Annotated in this window: 25 protein-coding genes, 1 tRNA gene and 2 pseudogenes; 11 read left to right on the top strand and 17 right to left on the bottom strand. The window is 70.3% G+C overall.

Annotation, left to right across the window (positions count from 1 at the left end):
* Positions 1–168: 168 nt before the first annotated feature.
* Together ACFE86_RS10410 and nudC are read left to right on the top strand one after the other, a co-directional pair.
* Positions 169–582 (top strand): HIT domain-containing protein, encoded by a 414-nt coding sequence (locus ACFE86_RS10410; protein WP_375455261.1) that lies wholly within the window; start codon positions 169–171, stop codon positions 580–582.
* Between the two features lie 4 nt (positions 583–586).
* Positions 587–1498 (top strand): NAD(+) diphosphatase, encoded by a 912-nt coding sequence (gene nudC, locus ACFE86_RS10405; RefSeq protein ID WP_375455260.1) that lies wholly within the window; start codon positions 587–589, stop codon positions 1496–1498.
* A gap of 27 nt (positions 1499–1525) precedes the next feature.
* On the opposite strand, the gene ACFE86_RS10400 is transcribed toward nudC, so the two are convergent.
* The gene (locus tag ACFE86_RS10400; RefSeq protein WP_375455259.1) at positions 1526–2062 is read right to left on the bottom strand and encodes a hypothetical protein; all 537 of its coding nucleotides are present in this window, start codon (positions 2060–2062) and stop codon (positions 1526–1528) included.
* Positions 2063–2353: 291 nt separating this feature from the next.
* Here ACFE86_RS10400 and trpA point away from each other — a divergent pair, with 291 nt between their 5' ends.
* The 4 genes from trpA (at position 2354) to ACFE86_RS10380 (ending at position 6488) form a co-directional block, all read left to right on the top strand.
* Positions 2354–3175 carry a tryptophan synthase subunit alpha gene (gene trpA, locus ACFE86_RS10395; RefSeq protein ID WP_375455258.1) on the top strand — a complete coding sequence of 274 codons (822 nt, stop codon included), beginning with the start codon at positions 2354–2356 and terminating at the stop codon, positions 3173–3175.
* Between the two features lie 71 nt (positions 3176–3246).
* Positions 3247–4152, top strand: a complete 906-nt coding sequence (accD, locus tag ACFE86_RS10390) for an acetyl-CoA carboxylase, carboxyltransferase subunit beta (RefSeq protein WP_375455263.1) — start codon at positions 3247–3249, stop codon at positions 4150–4152.
* A gap of 14 nt (positions 4153–4166) precedes the next feature.
* Positions 4167–5492 (top strand): bifunctional folylpolyglutamate synthase/dihydrofolate synthase, encoded by a 1326-nt coding sequence (locus ACFE86_RS10385; protein ID WP_375455257.1) that lies wholly within the window; start codon positions 4167–4169, stop codon positions 5490–5492.
* Between the two features lie 138 nt (positions 5493–5630).
* On the top strand, positions 5631–6488 hold the full coding sequence (locus tag ACFE86_RS10380) for an outer membrane protein (RefSeq protein WP_375455256.1): 858 nt from the start codon (positions 5631–5633) through the stop codon (positions 6486–6488).
* Positions 6489–6670: 182 nt separating this feature from the next.
* Here ACFE86_RS10380 and trxA read toward each other — a convergent pair whose 3' ends face one another.
* From trxA to ACFE86_RS10360, 4 genes and pseudogenes are all read right to left on the bottom strand, one after another.
* Positions 6671–7000 (bottom strand): thioredoxin, encoded by a 330-nt coding sequence (gene trxA, locus ACFE86_RS10375; protein ID WP_375455255.1) that lies wholly within the window; start codon positions 6998–7000, stop codon positions 6671–6673.
* Positions 7001–7251: 251 nt separating this feature from the next.
* Positions 7252–7328, bottom strand: a tRNA-Met gene (locus ACFE86_RS10370).
* 569 nt (positions 7329–7897) lie between these two features.
* Positions 7898–8110 (bottom strand): annotated as a pseudogene (gene cas2, locus ACFE86_RS10365) (CRISPR-associated endonuclease Cas2); the annotation flags it as partial.
* A pseudogene (locus ACFE86_RS10360) lies at positions 8111–8626 on the bottom strand (strawberry notch-like NTP hydrolase domain-containing protein); the annotation flags it as partial.
* Positions 8627–8689: 63 nt separating this feature from the next.
* On the opposite strand from ACFE86_RS10360, the gene ACFE86_RS10355 reads away from it, so the two are divergent.
* Positions 8690–8863, top strand: a complete 174-nt coding sequence (locus tag ACFE86_RS10355) for a hypothetical protein (RefSeq protein ID WP_375455254.1) — start codon at positions 8690–8692, stop codon at positions 8861–8863.
* 186 nt (positions 8864–9049) lie between these two features.
* On the opposite strand, the gene ACFE86_RS10350 is transcribed toward ACFE86_RS10355, so the two are convergent.
* From ACFE86_RS10350 to ACFE86_RS10335, 4 genes are all read right to left on the bottom strand, one after another.
* A complete protein-coding gene (locus ACFE86_RS10350) occupies positions 9050–11140 on the bottom strand; it encodes a family 2A encapsulin nanocompartment cargo protein cysteine desulfurase (protein ID WP_375455253.1) in 2091 nt (696 codons plus the stop codon).
* On the bottom strand, positions 11127–12518 hold the full coding sequence (locus ACFE86_RS10345) for a family 2B encapsulin nanocompartment shell protein (RefSeq protein WP_375455252.1): 1392 nt from the start codon (positions 12516–12518) through the stop codon (positions 11127–11129). The genes ACFE86_RS10350 and ACFE86_RS10345 overlap by 14 nt, the downstream gene beginning before the upstream one ends.
* Positions 12519–13011: 493 nt before the next feature.
* The gene (gene cysE / locus ACFE86_RS10340; protein WP_375455251.1) at positions 13012–13872 is read right to left on the bottom strand and encodes a serine O-acetyltransferase; all 861 of its coding nucleotides are present in this window, start codon (positions 13870–13872) and stop codon (positions 13012–13014) included.
* A gap of 28 nt (positions 13873–13900) precedes the next feature.
* A complete protein-coding gene (locus ACFE86_RS10335; protein WP_375455262.1) occupies positions 13901–14107 on the bottom strand; it encodes a hypothetical protein in 207 nt (68 codons plus the stop codon).
* Positions 14108–14460: 353 nt separating this feature from the next.
* On the opposite strand from ACFE86_RS10335, the gene ACFE86_RS10330 reads away from it, so the two are divergent.
* On the top strand, positions 14461–14886 hold the full coding sequence (locus ACFE86_RS10330) for a YeeE/YedE family protein (RefSeq protein WP_375455250.1): 426 nt from the start codon (positions 14461–14463) through the stop codon (positions 14884–14886).
* A complete protein-coding gene (locus ACFE86_RS10325; protein ID WP_375455249.1) occupies positions 14886–15338 on the top strand; it encodes a DUF6691 family protein in 453 nt (150 codons plus the stop codon). Before ACFE86_RS10330 ends, ACFE86_RS10325 begins: the two co-directional genes overlap by 1 nt.
* A 191-nt stretch (positions 15339–15529) precedes the next feature.
* On the opposite strand, the gene ACFE86_RS10320 is transcribed toward ACFE86_RS10325, so the two are convergent.
* Positions 15530–15943, bottom strand: a complete 414-nt coding sequence (locus ACFE86_RS10320; RefSeq protein WP_375455248.1) for a transposase — start codon at positions 15941–15943, stop codon at positions 15530–15532.
* Between the two features lie 221 nt (positions 15944–16164).
* On the opposite strand from ACFE86_RS10320, the gene ACFE86_RS10315 reads away from it, so the two are divergent.
* Both ACFE86_RS10315 and ACFE86_RS10310 read left to right on the top strand, forming a co-directional pair.
* Positions 16165–17280, top strand: a complete 1116-nt coding sequence (locus tag ACFE86_RS10315) for an MBL fold metallo-hydrolase (RefSeq protein WP_375455247.1) — start codon at positions 16165–16167, stop codon at positions 17278–17280.
* Positions 17273–17878, top strand: coding sequence for an SCO family protein (locus ACFE86_RS10310; protein WP_375455246.1), 606 nt, complete (start codon positions 17273–17275; stop codon positions 17876–17878). The genes ACFE86_RS10315 and ACFE86_RS10310 overlap by 8 nt, the downstream gene beginning before the upstream one ends.
* Positions 17879–17893: 15 nt before the next feature.
* Here ACFE86_RS10310 and ACFE86_RS10305 read toward each other — a convergent pair whose 3' ends face one another.
* The 7 genes from ACFE86_RS10305 to ACFE86_RS10275 form a co-directional block, all read right to left on the bottom strand.
* Positions 17894–18973: an acyl-CoA dehydrogenase gene (locus ACFE86_RS10305; RefSeq protein ID WP_375455245.1), complete on the bottom strand. Its 1080-nt coding sequence runs from the start codon at positions 18971–18973 to the stop codon at positions 17894–17896.
* On the bottom strand, positions 18970–19518 hold the full coding sequence (locus tag ACFE86_RS10300; protein WP_375455244.1) for an OsmC family protein: 549 nt from the start codon (positions 19516–19518) through the stop codon (positions 18970–18972). The genes ACFE86_RS10305 and ACFE86_RS10300 overlap by 4 nt, the downstream gene beginning before the upstream one ends.
* 12 nt (positions 19519–19530) lie before the next feature.
* On the bottom strand, positions 19531–20379 hold the full coding sequence (locus tag ACFE86_RS10295) for an ABC transporter permease (RefSeq protein ID WP_375455243.1): 849 nt from the start codon (positions 20377–20379) through the stop codon (positions 19531–19533).
* Positions 20376–21593 (bottom strand): ABC transporter substrate-binding protein, encoded by a 1218-nt coding sequence (locus ACFE86_RS10290; protein ID WP_375455242.1) that lies wholly within the window; start codon positions 21591–21593, stop codon positions 20376–20378. Before ACFE86_RS10290 ends, ACFE86_RS10295 begins: the two co-directional genes overlap by 4 nt.
* Before the next feature lie 13 nt (positions 21594–21606).
* Complete coding sequence (locus ACFE86_RS10285) at positions 21607–22347, bottom strand: ABC transporter ATP-binding protein (protein ID WP_375455241.1); 741 nt, start codon at positions 22345–22347, stop codon at positions 21607–21609.
* 208 nt (positions 22348–22555) lie between these two features.
* Positions 22556–23797: a YeeE/YedE family protein gene (locus ACFE86_RS10280; RefSeq protein WP_375455240.1), complete on the bottom strand. Its 1242-nt coding sequence runs from the start codon at positions 23795–23797 to the stop codon at positions 22556–22558.
* Entirely contained in the window at positions 23794–24762 is a 969-nt protein-coding gene (locus ACFE86_RS10275; RefSeq protein ID WP_375455239.1) for a sulfurtransferase, read from the bottom strand. The genes ACFE86_RS10280 and ACFE86_RS10275 overlap by 4 nt, the downstream gene beginning before the upstream one ends.
* Positions 24763–25337: the final 575 nt, after the last annotated feature.

Raw genomic sequence — 25337 nt, 5'->3', positions numbered from 1 at the left:
CTCCCCTCTCCCGACCCTCGCTCACGCGAGGGCCACCCTCCCCCGCAGAGGGGGGGAGGAAGGGCGCCTCGGCCGCCCCTGCGCGATGTGTGAATACGGTAGCCCGCAGGGGGGGGAGCGACGGCGCAGGCCGGGATTTCTGCGGTGATGCGATCTATATCGCCGGTCATGACAGACTTCACCCTCGACCCGCGGCTTTGCGCCGACACCGTGCCGGTGGGCGACCTCGGCCTCTGCTCCGTGCTGCTGATGGACGATGCCCGCTTCCCCTGGCTGATCCTCGTGCCCCGCCGCGCCGGCGTGAGCGAGCTGACCGACCTCGCGCCCGAAGAGTCCGGCGCACTCTGGCGCGAGGTCCGCCTCGCGGTCGGCGTGATGCAGGCGCTGGCCAAGCCCGACAAGGTCAACGTCGCCGCGCTCGGCAACGTCGTGGCGCAGATGCACGTCCACGTGGTCGGGCGCTTCCTGTCGGACCCCGCCTGGCCCGGCCCGGTCTGGGGCTTCGAGGCGGCAAAGCCCTATCCGCACCATGCCCGCGCCCAGCTCGCCGAGCGGGCCGGCGCCCTGTTCGCGGCAGCCTGACCCAATGAGCGACCCCTTCGCCACCCTCGGTTTTACGCGGAGCCGCCTCGTCCGCCATTCCTCCGAGCAGCCGGACGACGCCGTGCCGTCGCCGGACGCGCCCGGCACGCGGCTGGTGCTGATGGCCGGGGACGCCCTCGTGCTCCGCGAAGCGAGCGCGATCCTCGCCGCCGAGGATGGCGCGCGGGCAGACCGCCTGATCACGGGGGACAGGCTCTTCCTCGGACACCTCGACGGCCGGCCGGTCTTTGCCGCCGCCGCCGCGTCGGAGGCGGCCGCGGCCTATGCCGACGCGCCCTTCCGCACCCTCGACCTGCGCACCATCGCCACGGAGGGCGCGGTCCCGCACGAGGAACTCGGGCTGCTCGCCACCGCGAAGTCGATGCTCGGCTGGCACGCCCGCAACGGCTTCTGCGCCAATTGCGGCACGCAGACCCTGTTCCGCGCCGGCGGCTTCCGGCGCGAATGCCCGGCCTGCGCCGTCCACCATTTCCCGCGCACCGACCCGGTGGTGATCATGCTGATCCGCCGCGGCGATCGCTGCCTGCTCGGGCGCGGGCCCCACTTCAAGGAGGGGATGTACTCGTGCCTCGCCGGCTTCCTCGAGCCCGGCGAGACCATCGAGGCCGCCGTCGCCCGCGAAGCCTACGAGGAGACGCGGGTGCGGATCGGTGCGGTCGCCTACCACACCTCGCAGCCCTGGCCGTTCCCGTCCTCGCTGATGATCGGCTGCACGGCGGAGGGCCTGGACGAGGCCATCGTCGCCGACCCGGCCGAGCTTGCGGATGCGCGCTGGTTCGACCGGGAGGCGGTGCGGGCGATGCTGGAGCGCCGCCACCCGGAGAACCTGTTCGCGCCGCCGCCGATGGCGATCGCGCACGTGCTGATGCGCGCCTTCGTCGAGGGCCGGGCCTGAGCCGGGACGACCGCCGCGCCGGAAGGGTTACTGCATCGCCGCGAAGGCGCCGCGCCGCGCCGCGGCGCCGACGTGGTTCTGCGCCTGGCCGGCGAAGTACGCCTCGACCATCTCGCGCACCACGTCCGCGAGATCCTGGCTGCGGGCGACGTCGAGCTGGAGGTCGCTGCCGACCGAGCGGCCGAGGCTCGCCGCGGCGCCGTGCGCCGCCACGAGCGTCTCGGCATATCTCTGGCCGATGCCGGAGACCGAGATCAGGTTGCGGCCGCCGAGCTCGGGGCCGTACTTGATGACGATGCGCTGCTCGGGGCTCGTCGCGCCGCGCAGGCTCGCGCGCAGGCAGACGAAGTCCTCCCGGTCGATCTCGCATTCGAGGCCGGCGATGCTGCCGTGGACGTTGTCGCGCTCGTCCAGCACCTCGGACATCAGCGTCAGCACGCCGAGCACCGGCTGGAGCGCGCGGGTGCCCTCGGCGAGCAGCGTATGGCGGAAATCGTTCTCGCGGGCCTCGGAGGCTTCGAGCCGCGCGTGGAACCGGTTCTTGATCTCGGATGGGCTGGTCATGTCGGTTATCCGGTTTTGACGTTCGATCGACTGCGACCGTACTTCAGAAGCTATGGTATTTATTTCAGTGCTTCAATAGCTTGCAAAGTATTCGCGCCTGCCCGGTTATCGGGCCGATGGCGCGCCTTTGGACTTGCCTATTGTCCAGGCATTTGCTGCGGTCGGGCGTTCGTGCGGGTCAGGCTCGCGCCCGCGAGGAGCCCTGCGGTCGCCACGCTTCACGGGCCGGTCCCGATGGTGTAGGCGCGACGCCGAGCCCGCGCTCGCGGTCCTCGCTCACGGACAGGCACCATGGCCGCCCGCATCGACGCCACCTTCGCCCGCTGCCGCGCGGAAGGCCGCGCCGCCCTCGTGACCTACGTGATGGCCGGCGACCCCGACCCCGAGACCTCGCTGAAGGTCCTGCAGGCGCTGCCCGAGGCCGGCGCCGACATCGTCGAGTTCGGCCTGCCGTTCACCGACCCGATGGCCGACGGCCCGGCGATCCAGGCGGCGGGCCTGCGCGCGCTGAAGGCCGGCCAGAGCGTGGCCAAGACGCTGGCGCTCGTGCGCCGGTTCCGCGCCGGCGATGCCGCCACGCCGGTGATCCTGATGGGCTACTTCAACCCGATCCACAGCTACGGCGTCGCCCGCTTCCTCGACGACGCGGTGGCGGCCGGCATCGACGGGCTGATCGTCGTCGACCTGCCGCCGGAGGAGGACGACGAACTCTGCCTGCCGGCGCTCTCCCAGGGCCTCGCCTTCATTCGCCTCGCGACGCCGACCACCGACGAGCGCCGCCTGCCGGCCGTCCTCGAGAACACCGCGGGCTTCGTCTACTACGTCTCGATCACCGGGATCACCGGCACCGCGACGCCGGATTTCGACCGCGTCGGCGCGGCGGTCGCCCGCATCCGCCGCCACACCGCGCTGCCGGTGGTGGTCGGCTTCGGGGTGAGGACCGGCGCGCACGCGGCCGCCATCGCCCGCGGCGCCGACGGTGTCGTGGTCGGCTCGGCCCTGGTCGACGCGCTCCACCGCAGCCTCGACGGCGAGGGCCGCGCGACGGAGGGCAGCGTCGCGGCGGTGGCGGCACTGGTGCGCGAGCTGGCAGCCGGCGTGCGCGCCACCTGAGCGGGCCCGCTGGTCAAGCGGGGTCGCGGCCCCGATATGCGGGGCTGATCGAACCGGACGGGCGCTTCATGATGGTCGAACCGATGAACTGGATCTCGGAGGTCGTGCGCCCCAGGATCAAGACCCTGTTCAAGCGCGAGACGCCCGAGAACCTGTGGGTGAAGTGCCCCGATACCGGGCAGATGGTGTTCCACAAGGAGGTCGAGGGGAACCACTGGGTCATCCCCGGCTCCGAGCACCACCTGAAGATGAGCGCACAGGCACGGCTCAGGATGATGTTCGACGAGGGCACGTGGATCGACGTGCCGCTGCCCGAGGTCGCCGCCGACCCGCTCCGGTTCCGCGACGAGAAGCGGTACGCCGACCGGCTCAGGGAGGCGCGGGCCAAGACCGGGATGCAGGATGCGTTCAAGGTCGGCTTCGGCCGCGTCGGCGGCCTGCCGATGACGCTCGCCTGCCAGGATTTCGCTTTCATGGGCGGCTCGCTCGGCATGGCCGCCGGCGAGGCCTTCATCCGCGGCGCCGAGACCGCGCTGGAGAAGCGCACGCCCTACGTGATGTTCTCGGCCTCCGGCGGCGCGCGGATGCAGGAGGGCATCCTCTCCCTGATGCAGATGCCGCGCACCACCGTGGCGATCCGGCGCCTGCGCGCGGCCCGCCTCCCTTACGTCGTGGTGCTGACCAACCCGACCACCGGCGGCGTCACCGCCTCCTACGCCATGCTCGGCGACGTGCATCTGGCCGAGCCCGGCGCGCTGATCTGCTTTGCCGGCCCCCGGGTGATCGAGCAGACGATTCGCGAAAAACTGCCGGACGGGTTCCAGCGGGCGGAGTACCTGCTGGAGCATGGCATGCTCGATCAGGTCGTCCACCGTCACGCGCTGAAGGACACCATCGTCCGCATCTGCGGCCTGCTGACGAACGTGCCTCCGGCGCCGGTCGCGGCCGAGCCGGCCCGAATCCCCGAACCGGCCTGAAACCCCGAAAAAAGATGGATTCCTCCGACGCGCTGATGGCGCGCTTCCTCGCCCTCCACCCGCGCACGATCGACCTGTCGCTCGGGCGGATCGAGAGCCTGCTCGCGCGCCTGAACCACCCCGAGCGGCGCCTGCCGCCGGTGATCCATGTCGCCGGCACCAACGGCAAGGGCTCGACCATCGCGTTCATGCGGGCGATCCTGGAGGCCGGGGGCTTGGCCGCGCACGTCTACACCTCGCCCCACCTCGTGCGCTTTCACGAGCGCATCCGGCTGGGGGGCATCGGCGGGGGCCACTACGTGCCCGAGGATCGGCTGGCCGAAGCCTTCGCCCGCTGCGAGGCGGCCAATGCCGGCGATCCGATCACGGTGTTCGAGATCACCACCGCGGCGGCGCTGCTGCTGTTCTCCGAGGCGCGCGCCGACGTGCTGCTGCTGGAGGTGGGCCTGGGCGGCCGGGTCGACGCCACCAACGTGATCGACCGCGTGGCGGCCGCGGTCGTCACGCCGATCGGGCGCGATCACGCCGAGTATCTCGGCGACACGGTCGAATCGGTGGCGATCGAGAAGGCCGGCATCTTCAAGCGCGGCTGCCCGGCGGTGATCGCGGCGCAGGACTACGCCGAGGCCGACGCGGTGCTGTGCCGCCACGCCGAGGCGGTCGGCGCGAGCCCGATCCGCGTCGGCAACCAGGACTTCTCCGTCCACGAGGACAGCGGCCGGCTCGTCTACCAGGACGAGACCGACCTGTTCGACCTGCCCAGGCCGCGGCTCGCCGGGCGCCACCAGTTCACCAACGCCGGCACCGCCATCGCCGCGCTCCGGGCGGCGGGCTTCGGCGACATCGGCGTCGCCGCGGTCGAGGCGGGCCTGCGCAACGTCGACTGGCCCGGCCGGATGCAGCGGCTCGGCCGCGGCCGGCTCGCGGGGCTCCTGCCGGCCGACGCCGAGCTCTGGCTCGACGGCGGCCACAACATCGACGGCGGGCGCATCCTGGCGACCGCGCTGGCGGATCTGAGCGAGCGCAGCGACGTGCCGCTGGTGCTGATCGTCGGCCTGCTCGGCACCAAGGACGCGGAGGGCTTCCTGCGCCACTTCGTCGGGCTGGCGCGCGCGCTGATCGCGGTGCCGATCGCCGGGCAGATGGCGGCGCGCCCGGCCGAGGAGGTCGCCGGCATCGCCACACAGGTGGGCCTGAGCGCGCGGGTCGCCCCAAGCATCGAGGCGGCGCTGGCAGCCGTCTCCGACATCGCCTTCGAGCGGCCGCCGCGCATCCTGATCTGCGGCTCGCTCTACCTCGCGGGCGCCGTGCTGACCGCCAACGGCACGCCGCCGGCCTGAGCTGCCGCACCGGATCGGCCGAGCCGGCAGGCCCCCGAACGTCAGACCCCGGCGCCCTGTGGCAGCGATGCTACATCTTGGCTATGGAAAATCACTTATCCTCGCCAGTGATCGGGCAATCGCTGGGGATCATCCAACATGAAAAAGCTTCTGACGTCATTGGCCGCCTTCACGGCGCTCACCGCCGCCGCCACCGCGGCGGACCTTCCGCGCCGCGCGCCGCCGCCGGTCTTCACGCCGGTGCCGGTCTTCACCTGGACCGGGTTCTACTTCGGTATCAACGCCGGATACGCGTTCGACGCCGGCGCCAACCAGAAGATTTACACCCTGCCAACGGGCTCGGTCGTCGGCTCGCCCGGCACGAACGTCGCTATCGCCACGACCAACCAAGGCCAGTCGGACGGCTTCAGCGGCGGTGCGCAGATCGGCTACAACTACCAGTTCACGCCGGGAAGCGGCGTCGTGATCGGTGTCGAGGCCGACGCCCAGTACCTCGATATCGGCCGCCGTTTCGGTGCGACCCAGAACTATACGCTCGTCGGCACGCCGGGCCTCGCCTTCGCCGCACCGCGCGCCGGGATCGTGACCCGCGGCAACGGTCTCGACTACTTCGGCACCGTTCGCGGCCGCGTCGGTTACGCCTTCGACAGGGTGCTGTTCTACGGGACCGGCGGCTTCGCCTACGGCTCCGGCGAAGAGGACCAGAACTTCGCGCAGATCGGCCTCGGCAACAGCAGCGACTTCCGGACCGGTTATGCGGCCGGTGCAGGCGTCGAGTACGCGCTTCCGACCGATTCCTTCCTGAACTTCTTCCGCTCATCGGCCGTGACGTTGAAGGTCGAAGGTCTCTACGTGAACCTCGATCGCAACCGTAACGCGGTCGGTGGTATCTACACCGGCGTCGCGTCGAACCTCGTCTACATCGCCGGCAGTGCCCGCACGACCGAGTTCGCCGTCGTCCGCGCCGGCCTGAACTACAAGTTCGGCTCCTACTAGGACCGTACTGTCCGATCCACGGGCCACTCAGAGCCCGGGGTCGGTCCGAAGCTTGGGTTTTGCGAAACGAAGAAAGCCCGGCCTCGCGGCCGGGCTTTCTTTTTTGCGGGTTCAGGAAGCCGCGGTGGGCACGAGGAAGCCGGTCCCTTGGAGGAAGCGGACGCGTTCCGACGCGCCCGGCGTCAGACGCTGGCGGTCTGCGCGCCGATCCAACGGGCGAGGTCGCCCTTCGGCGCCGCGCCGACCTTCTGGTCGACCCGTTCGCCGTTCTTGAACAGCAGCAGCGTCGGGATCGAGCGGATGCCGTACTGCGAGGCGATGCCGGGATTCTCATCGACATTCACCTTGGCGATCTTCACGCGACCCTGCATGTCGGAGGCGATCTCCTCCAGTGCCGGGCCGATCTGCCGGCAGGGACCGCACCACTCCGCCCAGAAATCCACGACCACGGGCTCAACGGACTTGAGGACGTCCTGCTCGAAGCTCGCGTCGGTCACTTTCACCGTCGCCATCGTAATAACCCTTTCAAGGACCGCGCAGGCGCCTGCAACAGACCGGCCGCCGGTCGATGAGAAGAGAACTGGCGACCGGATGCCGCGTGGTCAAGGTGGGCCGGGCGGAGGTCGCGGGTCAGTTCGGATTTTTGGCGGCCGGATGGGTTTTGAAGGTCTGTCGACGCCTGGGAATGTCTCGGACGGGTTGGTCGGACATAAAAAAAGCCGGTTCGCGTTTTGCGAACCGGCTTGTGGTTGTGATGTCGTTTTGGTTGCGGGGACAGGATTTGAACCTGTGACCTTCAGGTTATGAGCCTGACGAGCTACCGGGCTGCTCTATCCCACGTTGCTTTTATTTGTAAGCATTTAGGCTGATACTGTCCAGCTTAGAATTGCTCCACGTGCCATTCATGTACCATCCAGTAGAGCAACGGCTTATACCAATCGGCGATGAGCCTTATTCGTCGCCGATTGCCCCCGCGACTGCGGGGCGGCGGTCGTCCGCCGGATGCGATGATTCCGACCATCGGTCGGGATCATCGCCGACTGGTATTAAAGCCCGCTTGGAAGGTCACTCATGAATCACACTCGTCAGCCCGAGGTCGCGAGTTGACACACAGGCGCTGGTCCTAGGAAAGAATCTCGTCATTTTCGATTTACGCCCCCGTGAGGGAGCGACCCAGCCGTTGCCGTGCTCGATCCACGCCCCTGTGAGGGAGCGACGGCCGTACCTTAACATCATGGCAAGATGCCGAAAATCAGGGCGTTGACGCGAACCGGCTGTAGCGGCGGGAACGATCGCCTGCGACGATGCGAGAGGTGTCGCCAACGCATTGAGCGGCGAGCGTTTTCTTCGCTGCGCGAACCGTCGGGGAACCGGATGAGGCCTTGCGGTTCGCGCAAGCCGCCATGCACTCAAAACAGCAGCGGGCCGTCGAGGTCGAGGGTCGGCTTGGCGCCGACATGCTCCACCCGGCGGCGGCCCTCGGCGCCGAGGCGGTAGAAGCGCAGGCTGTCGCGCTGCGGATCGATCTCACCGATGAGGCGGGCGCGAAAGGCCGTCCATTGCGCAGGCTCGACCTCGCACGCGAACACCGAGTTCTGCACCCGCTGGCCGAAGTCGAGACAGGCGCGGGCGGCCGAGACGTAGAGGACGCGCGCGTCCGGCAGGGCATGCTGCAGGCGCAGGCCCGCCCGGCCCTGCTGCGCGGGAGCGACGTCGCCGCGCTCGGACTTGCCGCCGCCCGCGTTCTGCAGGGCGTGGCTCTCGTCGAACACGATGACGCCGTCGAAGTCGCTGCCGAGCCAGTCGGCGATCTGGCGCACGCGACTGACCTTATCCTCCCACGCGTCCGAGCGCAGCGTGGTGTAGGTCGTGAACAGGATGCCCTGGAGGCGGATCGCACTGCCCTGGCGGAAGCGCGACAGCGGCGTGACGAGCAGGCGCTCCTGGCCGAGCGCCGCCCAGTCGCGGCGGGCATCCTCGATCAGGGCATCGGTCTTCGAGACCCAGACGGCACGGCGGCGGTCCTTCAGCCAGTTGTCGAGCAGCACGCCCGCGACCTGGAGGCCCTTGCCCGCGCCGGTGCCGTCGCCGAGCAGGAAGCCGCGGCGGAAGCGGACGGCGCCCTCGGCATCCTCGGCTAGGGCTACGAAGAGGCCGCGGTCAAGCATGGCGAGCAGTTTTACTGGTGCAAGGACGAGCCTTTGCGGGAGCTTGCGAAGCCGGAACGCATCGCGGCCATCAAGGCACGGCATGGGGAGGCCGAGAAGCGCCGCATGGCGCGCCACAAGAACCGGCCGCTCGTGGAAACCCTGGGCGACCTGGCACCGGAAGACGCCCCCCACCTTCGCGACGGCTGCCTCATCTGCTCGATCTGAGCGCGCCGTCCTCCTCGACGGCGCCGCGCATCGACACTCTGCTCCACGATTGTCCAAAAAGTGGTTTCATAACGTAAACTATGCGAACAGACTGTGTAGGCGAAAATTTAAAATGTCTCACCTGAGCCAAGTAGGAATGTCACATTCCTTTCCCTCGAATTTGCATAAATCAACCTCATGTCTTTCTCACCGACGTGGCAACTGGTGCAGCGCCTTGAGGAACACGTCCACGTCCTCGCGCGTGTTGTAGAAAGCGAGCGAGGCGCGGATCGACTGATCGACGCCGAAGCGGCGCAGCGCCGGCAGGGCGCAGTGGTGGCCGGAGCGCACGGCGATGCCGTGCCGGTCGAGGTGGTGGGCCACCGCCTCGTTCTCGTGGCCGTCGATCACGAAGGACATCACGCTCGCCTTCTCGCGCGCCGTGCCGATCAGGCGCAGGCCCCTGATCTCGGCCAGCCCCGCTTGGGCATAGTCCAGCAGGTCGTGCTCGTAGGCCGCGATGGCCGGCAGCCCGACGCCCTCCAGGTAGTCGAGCGCCGCGCCCAGGCCCACCGCACCGGCGATGTCGGGCGTGCCCGCCTCGAACTTCTCCGGCGCGCCCTTGTAGACCGTCTTCGTGAAGGTGACGTCCTCGATCATGTGGCCGCCGCCCTGCCACGGCGGCATCGCCTCGAGCAGGTGCCTCTTGCCGTAGAGCGCCCCGATGCCGGTGGGCCCGAACACCTTGTGGCCGGAAAAAACCAAAAAATCGGCGTCGAGCGACTGCACGTCGATTCCGATGTGCGGCGTCGACTGGGCCGCGTCGATCAGCACCGGCACGCCGTAGGCGTGGCTGAGCGCGATGATCTCGCGGACCGGGTTCACCGTGCCGAGCGCGTTGGCGACATGGGTCACCGAGACGATCTTGGTGCGACCGGACAGGAGCGCCGCGAACTGCTCGAAGATGATCTCGCCGCGGTCGTTGACCGGGATCACCCGCAGGGTCGCGCCGGTGGCCTGCGTGAGCAGTTGCCAGGGGACGATGTTGGCGTGGTGCTCGATCGTCGAGACGATGATCTCGTCGCCCGGACCGATGTTGGCGCGGCCGTAGGAATTGGCGACGAGGTTGATCGCCTCCGTCGTGCCGCGCAGGAAGACGATGTCGTCCTTGGACGGCGCGTTGAGGAAGCGGCGCACCGTCTCGCGCGCGCCCTCGAACAGGTCCGTGGAGCGGGCGGCCAGCGTGTGCGCGGCCCGGTGGATGTTCGAGTTGTGGCGGGCGTAGAACGCGCTCGTCGCGTCGATCACGCTCTGCGGCTTGTGGGTGGTGGCCGCGTTGTCGAGCCAGACCAGCCGGTGCCCGTTCACGCTCTGGTGCAGGGCCGGGAAGTCCCTGCGCACGTGCTCGACGTCGAAGGACGCGCCCACGGGGCTCGACCGGGTCGAGCTCACGCGCGGGGCCGGACCCGCATGCCGCGAGGGCTCGACGCGGGGCGCGGCGTGCGGCCTCGACGCGGGCGGCGACCCGGTCAGGAAGTAGTAGTCGCCCGACGAGAACGGCTCGTCGCCGCCATGGTCCACCGTGCGCACGGGATCGCCCGAGAGCCGGCCGGTGCGCTGGACGTTCTCCCGCGACACGTCCTTGCCGCGATGCGACGGGTCGGCCGGCACGAGGCCGGGGCTGACCGCATGCGCGAAGGCGTTGGCCCGCGGATGGTCCTTGGCGATGGTCCGGTGCAGGTCCGCGCCGCCGGGGAGGAAGGCGGCGACGTCGGGCACGCTCGGCACGAAGAATTCCGGCAGCCTGCGCTGCGCGGAGAGCGGGCCGGCGAGCGGATGCACCGACGGGATCGTCGTCACGTCGAGGAAGCCGGCACTGGCCGGCGCAGGCGTCCCGCCGAACGGGTTGGCCGCGGACGGTCCGGTCAGGCCGGGCAGGCCGGGCAGGCCGGGCAGGCCGAGGCTCGATCCGCCGGGATTGCGCGCGGCGAGGGCCGACGCGTCGGGCAGGACGCCCGACGGCAGGACGCTGGACGGCGCGGAGGGGGTGACGATGTTGGCACCCGGCAGCGACGGCTGCCCGGGAGCCTGGGTAAGGTTCTCCAGAGCTTGGGGGAACTGCGGCGCGGACGGCAGCGCAGGGGTCACCGGCGCGGAGGCTGCGTGGCCCTGGCCGTAGATTTCGCGGGCGAGGCGCCCGACGAGATCGGCGTGGGCCAAGGCCGCAGTGTCGCCGGGTGCGCCCGTGGGGATGCCGATCGCGGATGATCGCAAGAGACCGGCCTCAGGCGTAGTCATGGTAGTTGCCGAGCAGCACGTTATCGAGGCGGGCGATCGCGTCCTCGACCAGCACGGCGGCCGAGACGTAGCGGGTCACGAGGTGCGAGGCGATGGAGTGATCGTTGGTGCCCATGTAGCGCACCGACAGGCCCGGCTCGATCTCGCCGGTGACGCCCGACTTCTGCAGGCCGACCACGCCCTGCTCGCCCTCCCCGACGCGCAGCAACAGGATCGAGGTGGTCTGGGCGCCGGTGACCGGATCGGTGTCGATCGGCAGCTTGTCGCTCGGCACCAGCGGCACGCCGCGCCAGGTGAGGAACGGCGCGCCGAACAAGTGGACGACGACCGGCGGCACGCCGCGGCGGGTGGCTTCGCGACCGAAGGCGGCGATGGCGCGGGGATGGGCGATGAAGAAGGCGGGCTTCTTCCAGACCAGCGTCAGCACCTCGTCGAGGTCGTCCGGGGTCGGTGGCCCTGAGCGGGTCGGGATGCGCTGGCGGCCGCCGACCTCGTTCAGCAGGCCGAACGCGGAGTTGTTGAGCAACTCCCACTCCTCGCGCTCCTTCACGGCATCCACCGTCAGGCGGATCTGCTCGCGGAGCTGGTCGATCTCGTTCGAGTAGAGGTCGGTGACGCGGGTGTGGGTATTGAGGATCGTCTGGATCGTCGAGAGGTGATACTCGCGCGGGTCGACCTCGTAATCGACGTAGGTGGTGGGCAGGCGCGGCGCGCCGGTGTGGACGGCGAGCAGCTCGATGCCCTGCTCGCCGTAGGCGTTGGCGTGGCCCTTCAGCCGGTCGCGCTCATCGACGTACTGCGCGATGCGGTTCCCGACGGCGTCGTCCTCGAGCGCCGCGCGGTCGAGGCTGAGCAGCGTCACGGCCGAGAGCGCCTTGACCGTCGGGGCGGGCTGGGCCGCCCCGACGAGGGCGTCGTCGCCGAAGAAGTCGCCGCGGGTGGCCAGCCCCGAGCGCAGGCGGCTCGCGTAGGGGCCCGAGAGCGACAGCTCGACGGTGCCGTCGGCGACGATCGTCAGGCTGCGGTCGCCGGCGCCCTCTTGCGAGATCGTCTCGCCGGCCTGGTGCCGGCTCTCCGTGAACTTGTCGGCGAGCGCGGCAAGTTCGGCGTCGCCGAGGCGGCTGAACGGCGGCACGGCGCGGAGCGAAGCCGGGCTGATCGCGCGCTTCTTGCCATCCGTGGCGAGGTCGATGCGGCCGGGCTTGGCCAGCACCACGGCGCGGCGGTTCACCCGGTAGACGCCGCCGGGAACGTCCACGAAGGGCAGCAGCCGCAGCAGCCAGCGTGGCGTGTTCGCGAGGTTCTGGACCGAGGTGACGGTCGCGGTCGATAGGTTGCGTGCTGCCGATGCGCCCACGCTCAGTCCCGGTCCGCTCATGGTTGGTGGTCTCCGCTTCTCTTCTTGGATGAAACCGCGTTCATCTCGGGCACAAGGCGGCCCAGGCGCAGTCGAGCGATCACACCAAAGCCGTACCCGGACGACACACGCCCGGATCGACCAGATGAATTCTTGCGCTCCGGACTCGACGACTTGTTCCACCCCGGATCACCGAACGGTCTAGTCTCGCCTGCGACATACCGTCAATGGAAGGATTTTCTAAATTGCAGGCGCCTCAAGGCAGTAACTCCTAACAAAAAGTCTAATATTAGATTTTTGTAATACACAGACGTGATTTCGTAGCATATTATGCTTCAAATGTTGAGTCTGGCCTTGAAATCGATGAAAAATCCATCTCGTCCGCGATCGCACAACGTTCACCCTGCGGCCGGACCGTCGGTCCGCGCGTCTCGGATCGTCTCACGAACGATCAAGCCTCGGATGCCGATGGATGAAAGCCGCGCTCCCATGACCGATTCGGCGCCGCGACGGCTCAGATCCCATCCCCGAAGAATTGATCCATGCTCTGCGCCGGCTCCTCGTTCCGCGCCAGCTTCGACACGACCCGGGCCGGCACGCCGGCCACCGTGGTGTGAGCGGGCACGTCGTGCAGCACGACCGCCGCGGCGGCGACCTTCGCGCCCTCGCCGACCCGGATGTTGCCCAGCACCTTGGCGCCGACGCTGAGCAGCACGCCGCGCTCGATCTTCGGATGGCGGTCGCCGCTCTCCTTGCCGTTGCCGCCGAGCGTCACGGATTGCAGGATCGAGACGTCGTCGGCGATCACCGTGGTCTCGCCGATCACCACGCCGGTGGCGTGATCGATGAAGACGCCCGAGCCGATCCGCGCGGCCGGATGGATATCGGCCCCGAAGACTTCCGAGATCCGGCTCTGGACGTGGAGCGCCAGCGTCGCCCGGCCCTGGTGCCAGAGCCAATGCGCCACGCGGTAGCCTTCCAGGGCCGCGAGGCCCTTGTAGAACAGGAACGGGTCGAGATAGCGCCGGCAGGTCGGGTCGCGCTCGCGGATGGCGACGAGGTCGCGCACCGCGTGGGCGCCTGCATGCGGGTCGGCCTCGAAGGCCGACAGGCAGAGGTCGCGCATGGCGAGCCGCGACAGGTCGCCGTCGCCGAGCCGGTGGGCGAGGCGGTAGGCGAAAGCCTGCGCGAGGCTGCGCTGGTCGAGCACTGTCGCCTGGATGATGCCGGCATAGAGCGGCTCCTCGATGAGCGCCGCCTCCGCCTCGGCGCGAAGCTCAGCCCAGACCGCGTCGATGGTCGAAGAGCGGCTCGTCGCCCGCAAGGGGGCCTGAGGCAGGGACGAGCGCGCCTCCATGACGGCACCGAGGCTCATACGGCGATCCTCAAGCAAGACGGCATTCTCAGCGAACCCGCTTCTCGAAGAGATCCGGCAGGTAGCGGTGCAGGGTCTCGTGACCGTCGAACTTCACGTCGAGGGTGATCCTGGCCTCCGGCGCGGCCTGCGCCTCGGCGTGGGTCTCGACCACGCGCCCGCGGGCGTGGCGCCAGATGCCGAGGGCTTCGGCCACGTCGAGCCGCGCGAAAACCACCTGATCGCCCTCGGCGATGGCACCGGTCCTGTCGCTTCGCTCCACCGCCGGCCGATGGAGCCGATCCGTGCGCGAAGGGACCGGAGCGTAGCTTTCCTCCGAGGCGTCCGGATCGGAGAAACTTTGCGTCGTGGAAACCCTGTCCAGCAGCATGATTCTTCCGTTAAGTTATTGTCTTGATTGAATAATTGGCGATGACAGGGGTGATTGCAAGCCTTGTTTCCCGCAGGCTGCCGCGATACGCCGACACGGGCGCCGGTCCCGCGCGCCGGCAGGAGGCTAGGGATGACGCGCAACCCCATCGACGACCGGCTGCCGGCCGCGGGCCGACCGAGCGAGGCTGAGAGCGCCGGGCAGGACGGAGGGCCGAAGTGAGCCCGTACCTCGCCGCGCTCGCCGGCGGCGCGCTGATCGGCCTCTCGGTGGCGCTGCTGCTGCTGCTCAACGGCCGCATCGCCGGGATCAGCGGCCTCGTCGCCGGCCTCGGGACCGATCGCGGCGAGCGCCGGCTCGTCGATGCCGCCTTCGTCGCCGGGTTGGTGCTCGGGCCGCCGGCCTTCACGTGGCTCACCGGGGCGTGGCCGGAGATGCGGGTCGCCGCCTCCCTGCCGGTGCTCGCCGTTGCGGGCCTGCTCGTCGGGTTCGGCACGCGGCTCGGCTCGGGCTGCACCAGCGGCCACGGCGTCGCCGGCCTGGCGCGGCTGTCGCCCCGGTCGATCGCCGCGGTGCTGACCTTTCTCGCAGCCGGCATGATGACCGTGGCGCTCGTCCGGGCCAGCGTGTCGTGGTGGTCGTGATGGGCGCCCCGATCCGCATCCTGGCGACGCTCGGATCAGGCCTGACCTTCGGCCTGGGGCTGTCCCTGTCGGGCATGCTCGACCCCGCCCGGGTCCGCGGATTCCTCGACGTGACGGGGGCCTGGGACCCGAGCCTGATGTTCGTGCTCGGCGGCGCGGTGACCGTCTCGGCGATCGGCTACCAGATCGCGCGCCGGCTCTCGAAGCCGGTCTTCGCCGCGGATTTCCAGATCCCGACGAACCGCCGGATCGACAAACATCTCATCGGCGGATCGGCCTTTTTCGGCATCGGCTGGGGCCTCTCCGGCTTCTGCCCCGGCCCGGCCGTCGCCGCGCTCTCCACCGGCGCGCTGCCCGTCGCAGTCTTCGTCGCGACGATGCTGGTCGGAATGGCGGCTCACCGGCTCGCGGGCGCTCCGAGATCGGGGGCCACCGCCCCGACCCCGAGATAGAACGCCTTCGCGTCGTCCCGCGCAACGCAACTCCGCCGCGGTTCCCGCCAGCACGCTCCGACCGTTCTCCGGCACCAAGGTCCGGCCGGCTTGGCGGAGCGCCATCATGACGTTCTGCCCGGCGAGGAAGCCCTCGCGCATATCGGTGTGACCAGTGGCCAGCCAGACCCGGACGTTGGCAGGCAGCGGGATCATCGGCCCGCCAGGGCATCGAACACCCGCCGCAGCGCCGCGGCATCGACGTCCCGGTCGACCTTGAGACGCCGACCGCCGCCGAGATCAATCTCCAAGACACCGGTCTTGCGTCGCGCTAGACGGGGCTGGGCCTGAACACCAGGATCATCTAGCCGCAGAGTTGGAACCACTTGCGACGGTTCCGGAGTGATCGCGACGGGCACGAAGACCGGGGCCTGCTCGTCCCCGCCCAAACGGGCTTCCCGAGCCTGGCGTCGCCAGGTGAGTAGCAGGCCCTGGGCGATCCCGTGCCGGCGCGCCACCGAACACACCGACACCCCGGCCTCGTACGAGGCTTCGACGATCCGCGCCTTGTCCTCGAACGACCAGCGCCGCCGTCGTTCGGCCCCCTCCAGTACCTCGACCCGCATCACCCAGACCCACTGACCTTAATGCCAGCATTAAGGTCAGGCTCCCGCGGGAAGCGCGATGCCGTCGAGCGCGGCCCTCACCGGAGGCGTACCCGGCATCGCGCGAGGTGGAACATACATCTCTTCGATTGTCGAAATAGAGCACATCCGTCGCTGCAAGCTCCGCTATAAAGGGCGTGTGGTGGCGGTGAGGTCGGCGCGCAGGCGTCGGGGAGGATGGCATGGTCGGACCGATCGACAGGCGCGGCTTCCTGAAGGCCTCCGCGGTCTTGGCCGCGGGCGCGGCGGGGTTTTCCTGCATCGAGATCGCGCGTGCCGCCTCGATCGAGGTGCCGGCGGTCGACACGCTCAGTCTGCGCGTGCTGATCGACTCGTCCCACGACCAGTTCCTCAAGCCCGCGACGGTGCAGGGCGTCCTCCACCAGCCGCCCGGCAGCGGGCGCGGCAGCGATTACCGCAAGGTCCTTCACAACCAATGGGGCCTCTCGCTGTTCGCGGAATCGAAGCGCGCGGACGAGGCGCGCACGATCCTGCTCGATTTCGGCTACAGCCCCGACGCGCTCCTGAACAATATCGAGATCCTGCAGGTCGACCCGTCCAAGGTCGACGCCCTCATCGTGAGCCACGGCCATCACGACCATTACGGCGGCCTGACCGGATTCCTCGAGGCGTACCGGGGCCTTCTGCCCGCCGACCTGACGCTCTATGCCGGCGGCGAGGACAATTTCTGCCACCGCGTCAGCCCGAGTCGCGTGCAGGGGCAGTTCACGGATTTCGGTCAGCTCGACCGGCGCGAACTGACGGCGCGGAAGATCAGGACCGTCCTGTGCGAGGCGCCCACGGTGGTGGCCGGCCACGCCTTCACCACCGGCCAGATCAAACGGTCCTCCGTCGAGCGCATCCTGCCCAACACCTTCGTCGAGCGCGGCATCAAGGATGGTCTCGGCTGCGATGCGAGCCACTATTCGCCGGCCGAGTTGCAGGGGCGGATCATTCCCGACGAGCATGTTCACGAGCACGCCACCTGCTTCAACGTGAAGGGCAAGGGCCTCGTGGTGATCAGCTCCTGCGGCCATGTGGGGATCGTGAATTCGGTGCGGCAGGCGCAGGCCGTCTCGGGCATCGAGAAGGTCCACGCCATCGTCGGCGGCTTCCATCTCGGGCCGGCGCCCAAGGATTATCTCACCCAGATCGTCGCCGAGATCCGCAAGCTCGAACCCGACGTGGTCATCCCGATGCATTGCAGCGGCCTCAACTTCGCGCTGGAGGCCCAGGCGCAGATGCCCGCCAACGTGATCGTGCCGACCACGGGCAGCCGGCTCACCTTCGGTGCGTAGATCGCTGCGCGCGGCGCTGCTCGTCGCCCTGTGCCCCCTGGTTCCGGCCCGGGCCGCGGAGCCGGCGCGCCGCTCCGCGGCCGAGCTGATGGACGTGCTCATGTGGAACCGCGAGCCGGTGGGCGGGCCCTTCGCGCTCGTCGATCAGGCCGGGCGCACACGCACGGAGGCGGACTTTCGCGGCAAGCTCCTCATCGTCTATTTCGGCTACACCGGGTGCCCCGACATCTGCCCGACCGACCTGACGGAGATCGCCCGCGCGCTGACCCTGCTGGGCGCCGAGGCCGAGGCGGTCCAGCCCCTGTTCATCACCCTCGACCCGGAGCGCGACACCGTCGCGCATCTGGCCGAGTACGTCCCGAACTTCTCGTCCCGCCTGATCGGCCTGACGGGCGACCCCGCCGCGATCCGCCGGGCGGCCGAGGCCTACAGGGTCTTCTCCGAGCGGATCGTGGGCGCGGACGGCGACATCACGATCGATCACTCCGCCTTCATCTACCTGATGGATCGGTCGGGGGCGTATCTCGGCTTCTTCCCGCCGGGCACCTCGGCCGAACGGATGCTGACGGTCGTCCGGCCGCACCTCGCGACGCCCTGACGCCGGGGGCGGTCCTCACGCCCGCGCGAGTTCGGCCGTGATGTGCTTCACGGAGGGGGTGACGATGGCGACGAACTGCGCCTCGCGCAGGCGCCGGAAGGGGGCGGAGCCTTCGAGATAGCCGCGCGCGCCGAACTGGAGCATGGCGGCCTGCGCGGCCTCCAGGGCGAGCCAGGAGATGTCGAGGCGCAGGCGCAGGGTCTCGCGGAAGGCGCCCGCGCTCGGGTCGGCATGGTGCCCGGTCGCCTCCGCGACACGCGCCCACAGGGCCGCCGCCCGGTCCTCGATCCCTTCGGCGCCCAGCGGAAGGGCCGCGCCGTCCCGGCGCCCCCGCTCGTCGGAGCGCATCATCGCGGCGACGCCCCGGGCGAGGCCGAGGCCCATGCCGGCCTGGAGCAGGACGAAGCCGTTGCGGATGCCGGGGACGAAGGCGGCGGCATCGGGTGCGATCACGTCGTCATCGAGGACCAAGGCGTCGCGGATCATCACCGTGTAGGTGCCGGTGCCCTCCAGCGCCACGAAGCGGGCGTTGGCCGCGATGGCGACGCCCTCCGATCCGGCCTCGAACAGGGCCATGATCCGCCGCCCGTCCTCCAGGGCGAAGATGCTGGCGAAGGGATGGCCGGGGCCGAGATTCGAGACCCAGGGCAGGCGGCCGCGCACCCGGTAGCCGCCGGCCACGCGCCGGCCGGCGAGGGCCATCGGCTCGTTGCCCGAGAACGCCTTCATCGGATTGGAAAGGCCCGTGCCGCCGAGGCGCGCGCCGCCGGCGACGGCGGTGAGGTGGCGTGAGCGGGCGGCCTCGTCCCCGCGGGCGAGATACCAGGCAAGCGCGTCCTGGCACCAGACGCAGAAGGCCGTGGAGAGGCAGGCGGCGCCTGCCGCGGCCATGGCCTCGACGGCGGCGACCAGCCCCTCCGGCGTTCCCGCGCCATGATGCGCGTAGGCGCCGGCGGCACCGAGGTTCCGCAGCACCGCGTCCGGATAGAGCCCTCCGTCGATGGCGGCCGTCAGGGGACCGAGCTCGTGGCGGACGATCGTCCCCACGTCCGGCGCCGGCGGATGCACCCCGGCCAGGGCGAGGGCGGCGCTCATCGGGCGCGGACGAGGCTGACCGCGACCGGGTTCCTCACGGTGTTGAGCACCGGCGACCAGTCCCCGGCATGGGCCACGAGTTCGTCGAGTTCGGCCTGGGTCGCCCCCTCGATGTCGAGGCGCGCGGACAGGCGCACGGCGGAGAGACCGACGACCTTCGGCGAGAGGTCGCCGGTGCCCCAGACCGATGTGATGTTGATGTCGCCCTCGCTCTCGATCTCGATGCCGCGCACGGTCCAGCCCCGCGCGACGGCGTTGGCCTGGAGGCCGACCGCGACGCAGGTGCCGAGCGCCGCCAGCAGCGCCTCCGTGGGGTTGGGCGCGGTGTCGTCGCCTAGCAGCCCCGGGGGCTCGTCGACGATTTGGGCGTCGAGGTCGCGCACGTAGTTCAGGTGGCGGAAGCGGCGGCCTTCGGCGATCGTGCGGGCGCGGACCGTGCGCACGGCTTCGGGATCGGCCTTGCCCCTCTCGGAGAGCGTGCGGAGGGCGTCGCGGTCGATGGTCTCGAAGGTCTGGACGATCTCGGTGGCGGGAGCGGATGACATGGCGAAGTCCTTTCAGGTGGCGGGAATCCAGCGGGCGCGGGCGGCCAAGCGTCCCAGGCCGCCGTCGAGGGCGTAGCCGATCAGCCCGATCAGCAGGACGAGGGCCGCGAGCCGGTCGTAGGAGAGCGTGTCGCGGGCGTCGTTGATGGCGTAGCCGAGGCCGCTGGTGACGCCGAGATACTCGGCCGGAACCAGCACGATCCAGGCGACGCCGAGCGCGAGGCGCAGGCCCGTCAGGATGTCCTGGAGCACCGCCGGGACGATGATCCTGCGCAGGGTGCCGAGGCGGCTCGCGCCGAGGTTGCGCGCGAGCGTCAGCCAGACCGGGTCGATCCGCTTCACCCCGGCGGCGGTGGAGAACAGGACCGGCCAGATCGCGGCGGCCGCGATGAGGAACACGATCGCCCCGTCCCAGGTCGGGAAGGCCAGCACCGCCACGGGCATCCAGGCGAGCGGCGAGACCATGCGCAGGAGCTGGAACGGCGGCTGGAGCGCGCGCTCGGCCAGCGGCGAGGCGCCCATGAGCAACCCCAGCGGCGCACCGAGCCCGAAGGCGTAGGCGAGGCCCTGGCCGATCCGCGCGAGGCTCGGCACCGCCGCGCGCCAGGCGTCGCCGGAGGCGAGGAGGTCGGCGAAGGACGCGAGCGCCGGGCCGGGGCCGAAGCCGGCGAAGGCCGCGTAGGCGGGATCGCCCGCGAGCAGCCGGCCCGCCGCGAACCACAGGGCCAGCAGGGCGAGGAGGCCGAGGAGCGGGGCGATCCGGTGGAGCAGGCGCGCGGGACCGCCCCCGGACGGAGGGACGGGCCGGTGCACCGTGCCGTCCTCGGCCGGCAGCGATGCCTCGAGCAGGCCGGCGCTCACAGGGCCAGCACCTCGGTGCGGCTGCGATCGGTGCCCGGGAACGCGTCGGGGAAGCGTTCGAGGGAGGCGGCGACGAAGCGGTCGTCGACGAGGTCGCGCGCCACGAAATCGGGGTCGAGGCCTTTGAGGAAGGCGGCGTCGCCCTCGACCACGGTCCGTCCCATGGCCTCGACGATGAGCCGCGTGGCGGACGGGTAGGGCCAGGGCTGGAAGTCGATGCGGCTCGCCGCCCATTCGGGATGGCGGATCGCGCCGCTCGCCGCGTAGGCCGGGCCGTAATCGGTCACCGCCTTGACCACCACGTCGGCGGGCATCGGCAGGTAGCCGCGCCCGTCCTTCGAGATCAGCCGCGCCACCTCCTCCTTGTTGGCCGCCGCGTAGGCCTGGGCGCGCACGATGGCGTCGACGGCCTTGCCCGTCCATTCGGGCCGCTCGACGGTGGTGCGCTCGTGGGCGACGACGACGCAGCAGGGATGGTTCTTCCAGATGTCGCCGGTGAAGCGCAGCATGCGCGCGCCGGCCTTGATCTCGCCGAGCGCGTTGAACGGCTCGGCGACGATGTAGCCGTCGACCTTGCCGGCAGCCAGCGCCGCCGGCATCTCGGGCGGCGGCAGGATCTGGAGGGCGCATTCGTTCGCGCCGGCCTCGCCGCGGATCACCGGCGTCACCCCGGATTCGCGCAGGGCATATTGCAGCACGACGTTGTGCATCGAGTACCAGTACGGCACCGCGACGCGCCGGCCCGCCAGCCCCTTGAAGTCGACGATGCCGCTCTTGGCCCCGACGACGATGCCCGAGCCGTTGGTGTGGGCCCAGGCCAGGATCTTGACCGGGAACCTGTTGTTGTAGCGCATCCAGACCGGGATGGGCTTGAGGAGGTGGGCGAGGTTGAACTTGCCGGCGGCGAAGCCCTCGACGAGGGCGGACCAGGAGCGCAGGGGCGTCGGCTCGGCGACCTTGAGGCCGGCGTCCTCGAAGTAGCCCTTGGCATGGGCCACGAGGAGGGCGGTGGCGTCGGTGATCGGCAGGTAGCCGATTCGCACGACCTCGTCGTCGGCCGCGTGGACGGCACGGCTCGAAAGGCCGAGGCCCGTCCCGCCCAGCAGCGCGGCGAGGCCGCCCCTGGCGAGGCCGTCGAGGGTGTCGCGGCGCGTCCAGTCGGCGCGCGTCCACGCGTGCGTCCACAGGGCGGAGAGGTCGTCGGGGGCGGTCATGGCAGGGTCCGGTTCAGGCCGCTTCGCGACCGTCTTGAGGAGCATGGGCGCCGAGCTGCGCCCGCAGGTCGGCCTCGGAGGCGACGGTGACATCCGCGACGATGCCGGCGGGCCGGCCGCCGAGCACCACGGCGCGCTCGGCCAGGGCGGCGACGTCGGCGGGATCGTGGGTGACGACGAGCAGGGTCAGGCCGCGCTCCTGCGACAGGCGCCTCACGTCCCTGCGCAGAGAGGCCCGCAGCTCGGGGTCGAGGGCCGAGAACGGTTCGTCGAGGAGGAGGAGGCGCGGCCGGCTCGCCAGGGCCCGCGCCAGGGCCACGCGCTGCTGCTGACCGCCCGACAGGGCGTGCGGCTTGGCCTCGATCCGGTCGGCGAGGCCGACCTCCCCGAGGATGCGGAGCGCCTCCGCGCGGGCGTCCTCGCGGCCGCGCCTGCGCTTGCCCGCCAAGCGGGCCGGCAGGAGCACGTTGTCGAGGACGCTCGCCCAGGGCAGGAGGGCCGGACGCTGGAACATCACCGTAGCCCCCGGGACGGGTCCCGTCACGGCGAAGTCGTCGATCCTCGCTTCGCCGGACGACGGAGCGACCAGCCCGGCGACGATCTGGAGCAGGGTGGATTTGCCGACGCCGGACGGCCCGAGAATCCCGACCCGCTCGCCAGCCGCGATCCGCAGCGAGATCCGGTCGAGGATCAGTCTGGCGCCATGCCGAAACCCGATGGCATCGAGGACGAGATGAGGCGACGGCACGGACATCCGATCAGGAAAGGTACATCCGCCGGCTCCTGCGCCTGACCGATGCGCGTCGTATTCAATGTCACCTGTTCTGCCGGGCCATGATGCAAATCCCGTCGGTCAAAGTCGATGGGATCGTCTTTCAAATGCATCCGGGAGCCGAAGAAAAATCGTCTCACGCTGACGGGCCGGGGGTGAAATACCTTCCTCGGCGCACGCGTGAGCGGCCTCACGCCAGCAGGCGCGTCCGACGGCCGACCCAGAGGGTGCCGGCGGCGGCGGCGAACATCGCGAGGCCGAACACCCAGCCGGAGACTGCGCCGGCCATGATCCCCGAGAGCAGGGTGCCGACGCTGCATCCGAGGCCGGTCATGGCGCCCCAGCCGAGCAGGGTTCCGCCGATGAGTCCGCGCAGGACCTGCCCCGACGTCGGCCAGGCCGGGCGGAACTGGCCCGCCGCGAGGGCGGCGGCGAAGGCCGCCAGCACGAGTCCGCCGACGAACAGGCCGTTCGGGGTCAGCACCGCGTCGCGCACGGCCGTGGCGCAGCCCCGGAAGGTATCGAGCCCTTCCAGCCGCTCCGGCAACAGCCCGAGGCTCCCGGCGGCCTGCCGGGTGCGGCCGCCGATCTCGGCCGTGACCCCGAGGGGGCCGACGCGCAGGTAGCCGAGCGTCGCGAGGGCTCCGATGGCCACGCCTCCGCGCCAGACCGGCCAGCGGGCGACGAACACAGCGTGCCAGGGACTCGGCGCCGTCACGGGCGGGGCGCTCGACCCGGGCAGACGGCGCAGCAGCACCAGGGCGATCGCGCCGAGGAGCGCGAGGGCGCCGCCGAGGCTTCCGGCATAGCCGAGGTGGCGCGGCAGCCACAGCACCGGCGCCTCCGAGACGCCGGCGAGGTAGAGCGGGTTCCAGGTGGCGAAGCCCAGCGCGAAGCCGAGGCCCGTGCCGAGGAGCGCGAAGGGCGCCGTCGGCGAGCCCTCGCCGAGACGATAGAGATGGGCGCTGATGCAGGAGCCGGAGATCGCCATGCCCGTCCCGAACACGGCACCGGCGAGCGCCAGGACCGGTCCCACCGGACCGATATGGGCGTCCGGCGGCAGGCGTGCGCCGGACGGGTCCGGCATCCAGGCGCCGAGGACGACGGCATAGCCCGCCACGCCCGCCGCCAGGGCGGCCAGGATGCCGAGCATCCCGCGCGGATCGCCCGACACCAGCAGATCCCGCCACAGGCAATAGAAGCAGAAGCGGCTGCGCTGGAGCACGAAGCCGAACAGGGCGCCGAAGGTCAGCGACAGGGCAAGGCGCCCGCCGTCGGGCCGTCCGGCGAGGTCGTGGGCGGCCCAGGCCAGCCCGCCCGCGATGGCGAGGGCGACGCCCACCGGCACGAAGAAGCCCCCCTCCTTCCGGACGGGGGCTTCGGACGCATGGGCAGGCAGAGCGCGCGCGTGCGCCGCGATGCCGTCGGTCATTTGCCGCCCCAGACGGTCCCGGCGAGGTTCGTCACGGGCACGCCGACCGTGTTGCCGTACTCGGTCCACGAGCCGTCGTAATTGCGGGTCTTGTAGCCGAGGATGCGGCTCAGGACGAACCAGGAATGGCTGGAGCGTTCGCCGATGCGGCAGGAGGTGATGATCGGCCTTGTTCCGTCGATGCCGGCCGCCGCGTAGATGGCCTTCAGCTCAGGCACGGACTTGATCGTCCCGTCCGCGTTCACCGCCTTGGCCCAGGGCACGTTCACGGAGCCGGGGATGTGGCCGGCGCGGATCGCCAGTTCCTGGACGCCGGCCGGCGCGATCACCTTGCCGCTGAACTCGTCGGGCGAGCGGATGTCGAGGATCTGCTCGTCGCGCTCCTTGCGCGCCACCGCCACCACGTCCGCCAGCCGCGCGCGCAGGGCCGGCGAGGCCGGCGCCACGCCGAAGCCGGAGGCCGGGACCTCGGCGTTGCGCGTGTCGAGGGGGCGCTTCTCGGCCTCCCATTTCTTGCGGCCGCCGTCGAGGAGCTTGACGTTGTCGACGAGGCCGTACTGCGCGAACACCCAGGCGCCCCAGGCGGCGAACCAGTTGTTGTTGTCGCCGTAGAGCACCACGGTGGTGTCGCGGTCGATCCCGAGGCGGCGCACCAGGGCCGCGAACTTGTCGGGGCCGGCGATGTCGCGGCTCACGGTCTCGACGAGGTCCGTGTGCCACGCCACGTTCTGGGCGCCGGGGATGTGCCCGCGCTCGAACACCCCCGGATCGACGCTGACCTCGACGATGCGGAGCGTCTTCGCATCGAGGTTCTTGGCGTCGAGGTTCCTCTCCAGCCACTCGGTGGAGACGAGGGGGCTCGATGCCGATTGGGTGGCGGCCGCGGGCTCCTGCGCCACGACCCCGGACGCGGGTGTCAGCACGGTCAGGGCGAACGCGAACAGGCGGGCGGATTTTCGCAGCACAGGGTACACTCCGAGGTGGTACGGGCAGGGTCCTCGAAGCGGCGACGAAGACGACCGGTCGTCGTCGCGAGGCCCGGAGGCTGGTGAGCGGCGGCGCTGCCGGCCGTCGGCACATGCGGGGATGATCGAACGATCATCTGCATCGTCGCCCGGCGGGCAGCGTAGCGTAGGTCATAGTCGTCCGCACGGCGTCTTTAAGTCAAAAGAATAGTATTACAAATTGAACCGGATCAAGAAAAACAAATCTCCATCCATGCGATGATTTCATAAAGAACTATCTTGCGGCGCTGGACGTGAGGCTCATGCAAGGAAGGCAGGCCGCTGCGCGCACGCATCCGCGACGGAGACGGCGCGCCACCGTTTCGGCGCGTCGCGCGATCTGCCCCGGAGATGGGATGGCGTTGGGTGACGCGGCCGGCAGATACGCGATCAGGTCCGCTCCGGAGCCCGGCCGGCGTCCGGCAGCCTCCCCATGCCCTTTGCCTCAGGCGAGATGGCAGGCGACGCGGTGTCCCGTCTCCGCCGCGGTCCGCAACCGCGGGACCTCCGAGCGGCAGCGCGCGACCGCGAGCGGG

The sequence above is a fragment of the uncultured Methylobacterium sp. genome (genome assembly GCF_964244095.1).
Classification (GTDB): Bacteria; Pseudomonadota; Alphaproteobacteria; order Rhizobiales; family Beijerinckiaceae; genus Methylobacterium.
This window is presented reverse-complemented; position numbering and strand designations above follow the sequence as displayed.

What these genes read in the sequence shown, in the direction of transcription:
- ACFE86_RS10410 (WP_375455261.1), top strand. Translation starts at nt 169, where the DNA reads ATGACAGACTTCACCCTCGACCCGCGGCTTTGCGCCGACACCGTGCCG.
- nudC (WP_375455260.1), top strand. Translation starts at nt 587, where the DNA reads ATGAGCGACCCCTTCGCCACCCTCGGTTTTACGCGGAGCCGCCTCGTC.
- ACFE86_RS10400 (WP_375455259.1), bottom strand. Translation starts at nt 2,062, where the DNA reads ATGACCAGCCCATCCGAGATCAAGAACCGGTTCCACGCGCGGCTCGAA.
- trpA (WP_375455258.1), top strand. Translation starts at nt 2,354, where the DNA reads ATGGCCGCCCGCATCGACGCCACCTTCGCCCGCTGCCGCGCGGAAGGC.
- accD (WP_375455263.1), top strand. Translation starts at nt 3,247, where the DNA reads ATGGTCGAACCGATGAACTGGATCTCGGAGGTCGTGCGCCCCAGGATC.
- ACFE86_RS10385 (WP_375455257.1), top strand. Translation starts at nt 4,167, where the DNA reads ATGGATTCCTCCGACGCGCTGATGGCGCGCTTCCTCGCCCTCCACCCG.
- ACFE86_RS10380 (WP_375455256.1), top strand. Translation starts at nt 5,631, where the DNA reads ATGAAAAAGCTTCTGACGTCATTGGCCGCCTTCACGGCGCTCACCGCC.
- trxA (WP_375455255.1), bottom strand. Translation starts at nt 7,000, where the DNA reads ATGGCGACGGTGAAAGTGACCGACGCGAGCTTCGAGCAGGACGTCCTC.
- ACFE86_RS10350 (WP_375455253.1), bottom strand. Translation starts at nt 11,140, where the DNA reads ATGACTACGCCTGAGGCCGGTCTCTTGCGATCATCCGCGATCGGCATC.
- ACFE86_RS10345 (WP_375455252.1), bottom strand. Translation starts at nt 12,518, where the DNA reads ATGAGCGGACCGGGACTGAGCGTGGGCGCATCGGCAGCACGCAACCTA.
- cysE (WP_375455251.1), bottom strand. Translation starts at nt 13,872, where the DNA reads ATGAGCCTCGGTGCCGTCATGGAGGCGCGCTCGTCCCTGCCTCAGGCC.
- ACFE86_RS10325 (WP_375455249.1), top strand. Translation starts at nt 14,886, where the DNA reads ATGGGCGCCCCGATCCGCATCCTGGCGACGCTCGGATCAGGCCTGACC.
- ACFE86_RS10320 (WP_375455248.1), bottom strand. Translation starts at nt 15,943, where the DNA reads ATGCGGGTCGAGGTACTGGAGGGGGCCGAACGACGGCGGCGCTGGTCG.
- ACFE86_RS10315 (WP_375455247.1), top strand. Translation starts at nt 16,165, where the DNA reads ATGGTCGGACCGATCGACAGGCGCGGCTTCCTGAAGGCCTCCGCGGTC.
- ACFE86_RS10305 (WP_375455245.1), bottom strand. Translation starts at nt 18,973, where the DNA reads ATGAGCGCCGCCCTCGCCCTGGCCGGGGTGCATCCGCCGGCGCCGGAC.
- ACFE86_RS10300 (WP_375455244.1), bottom strand. Translation starts at nt 19,518, where the DNA reads ATGTCATCCGCTCCCGCCACCGAGATCGTCCAGACCTTCGAGACCATC.
- ACFE86_RS10290 (WP_375455242.1), bottom strand. Translation starts at nt 21,593, where the DNA reads ATGACCGCCCCCGACGACCTCTCCGCCCTGTGGACGCACGCGTGGACG.
- ACFE86_RS10285 (WP_375455241.1), bottom strand. Translation starts at nt 22,347, where the DNA reads ATGTCCGTGCCGTCGCCTCATCTCGTCCTCGATGCCATCGGGTTTCGG.
- ACFE86_RS10280 (WP_375455240.1), bottom strand. Translation starts at nt 23,797, where the DNA reads ATGACCGACGGCATCGCGGCGCACGCGCGCGCTCTGCCTGCCCATGCG.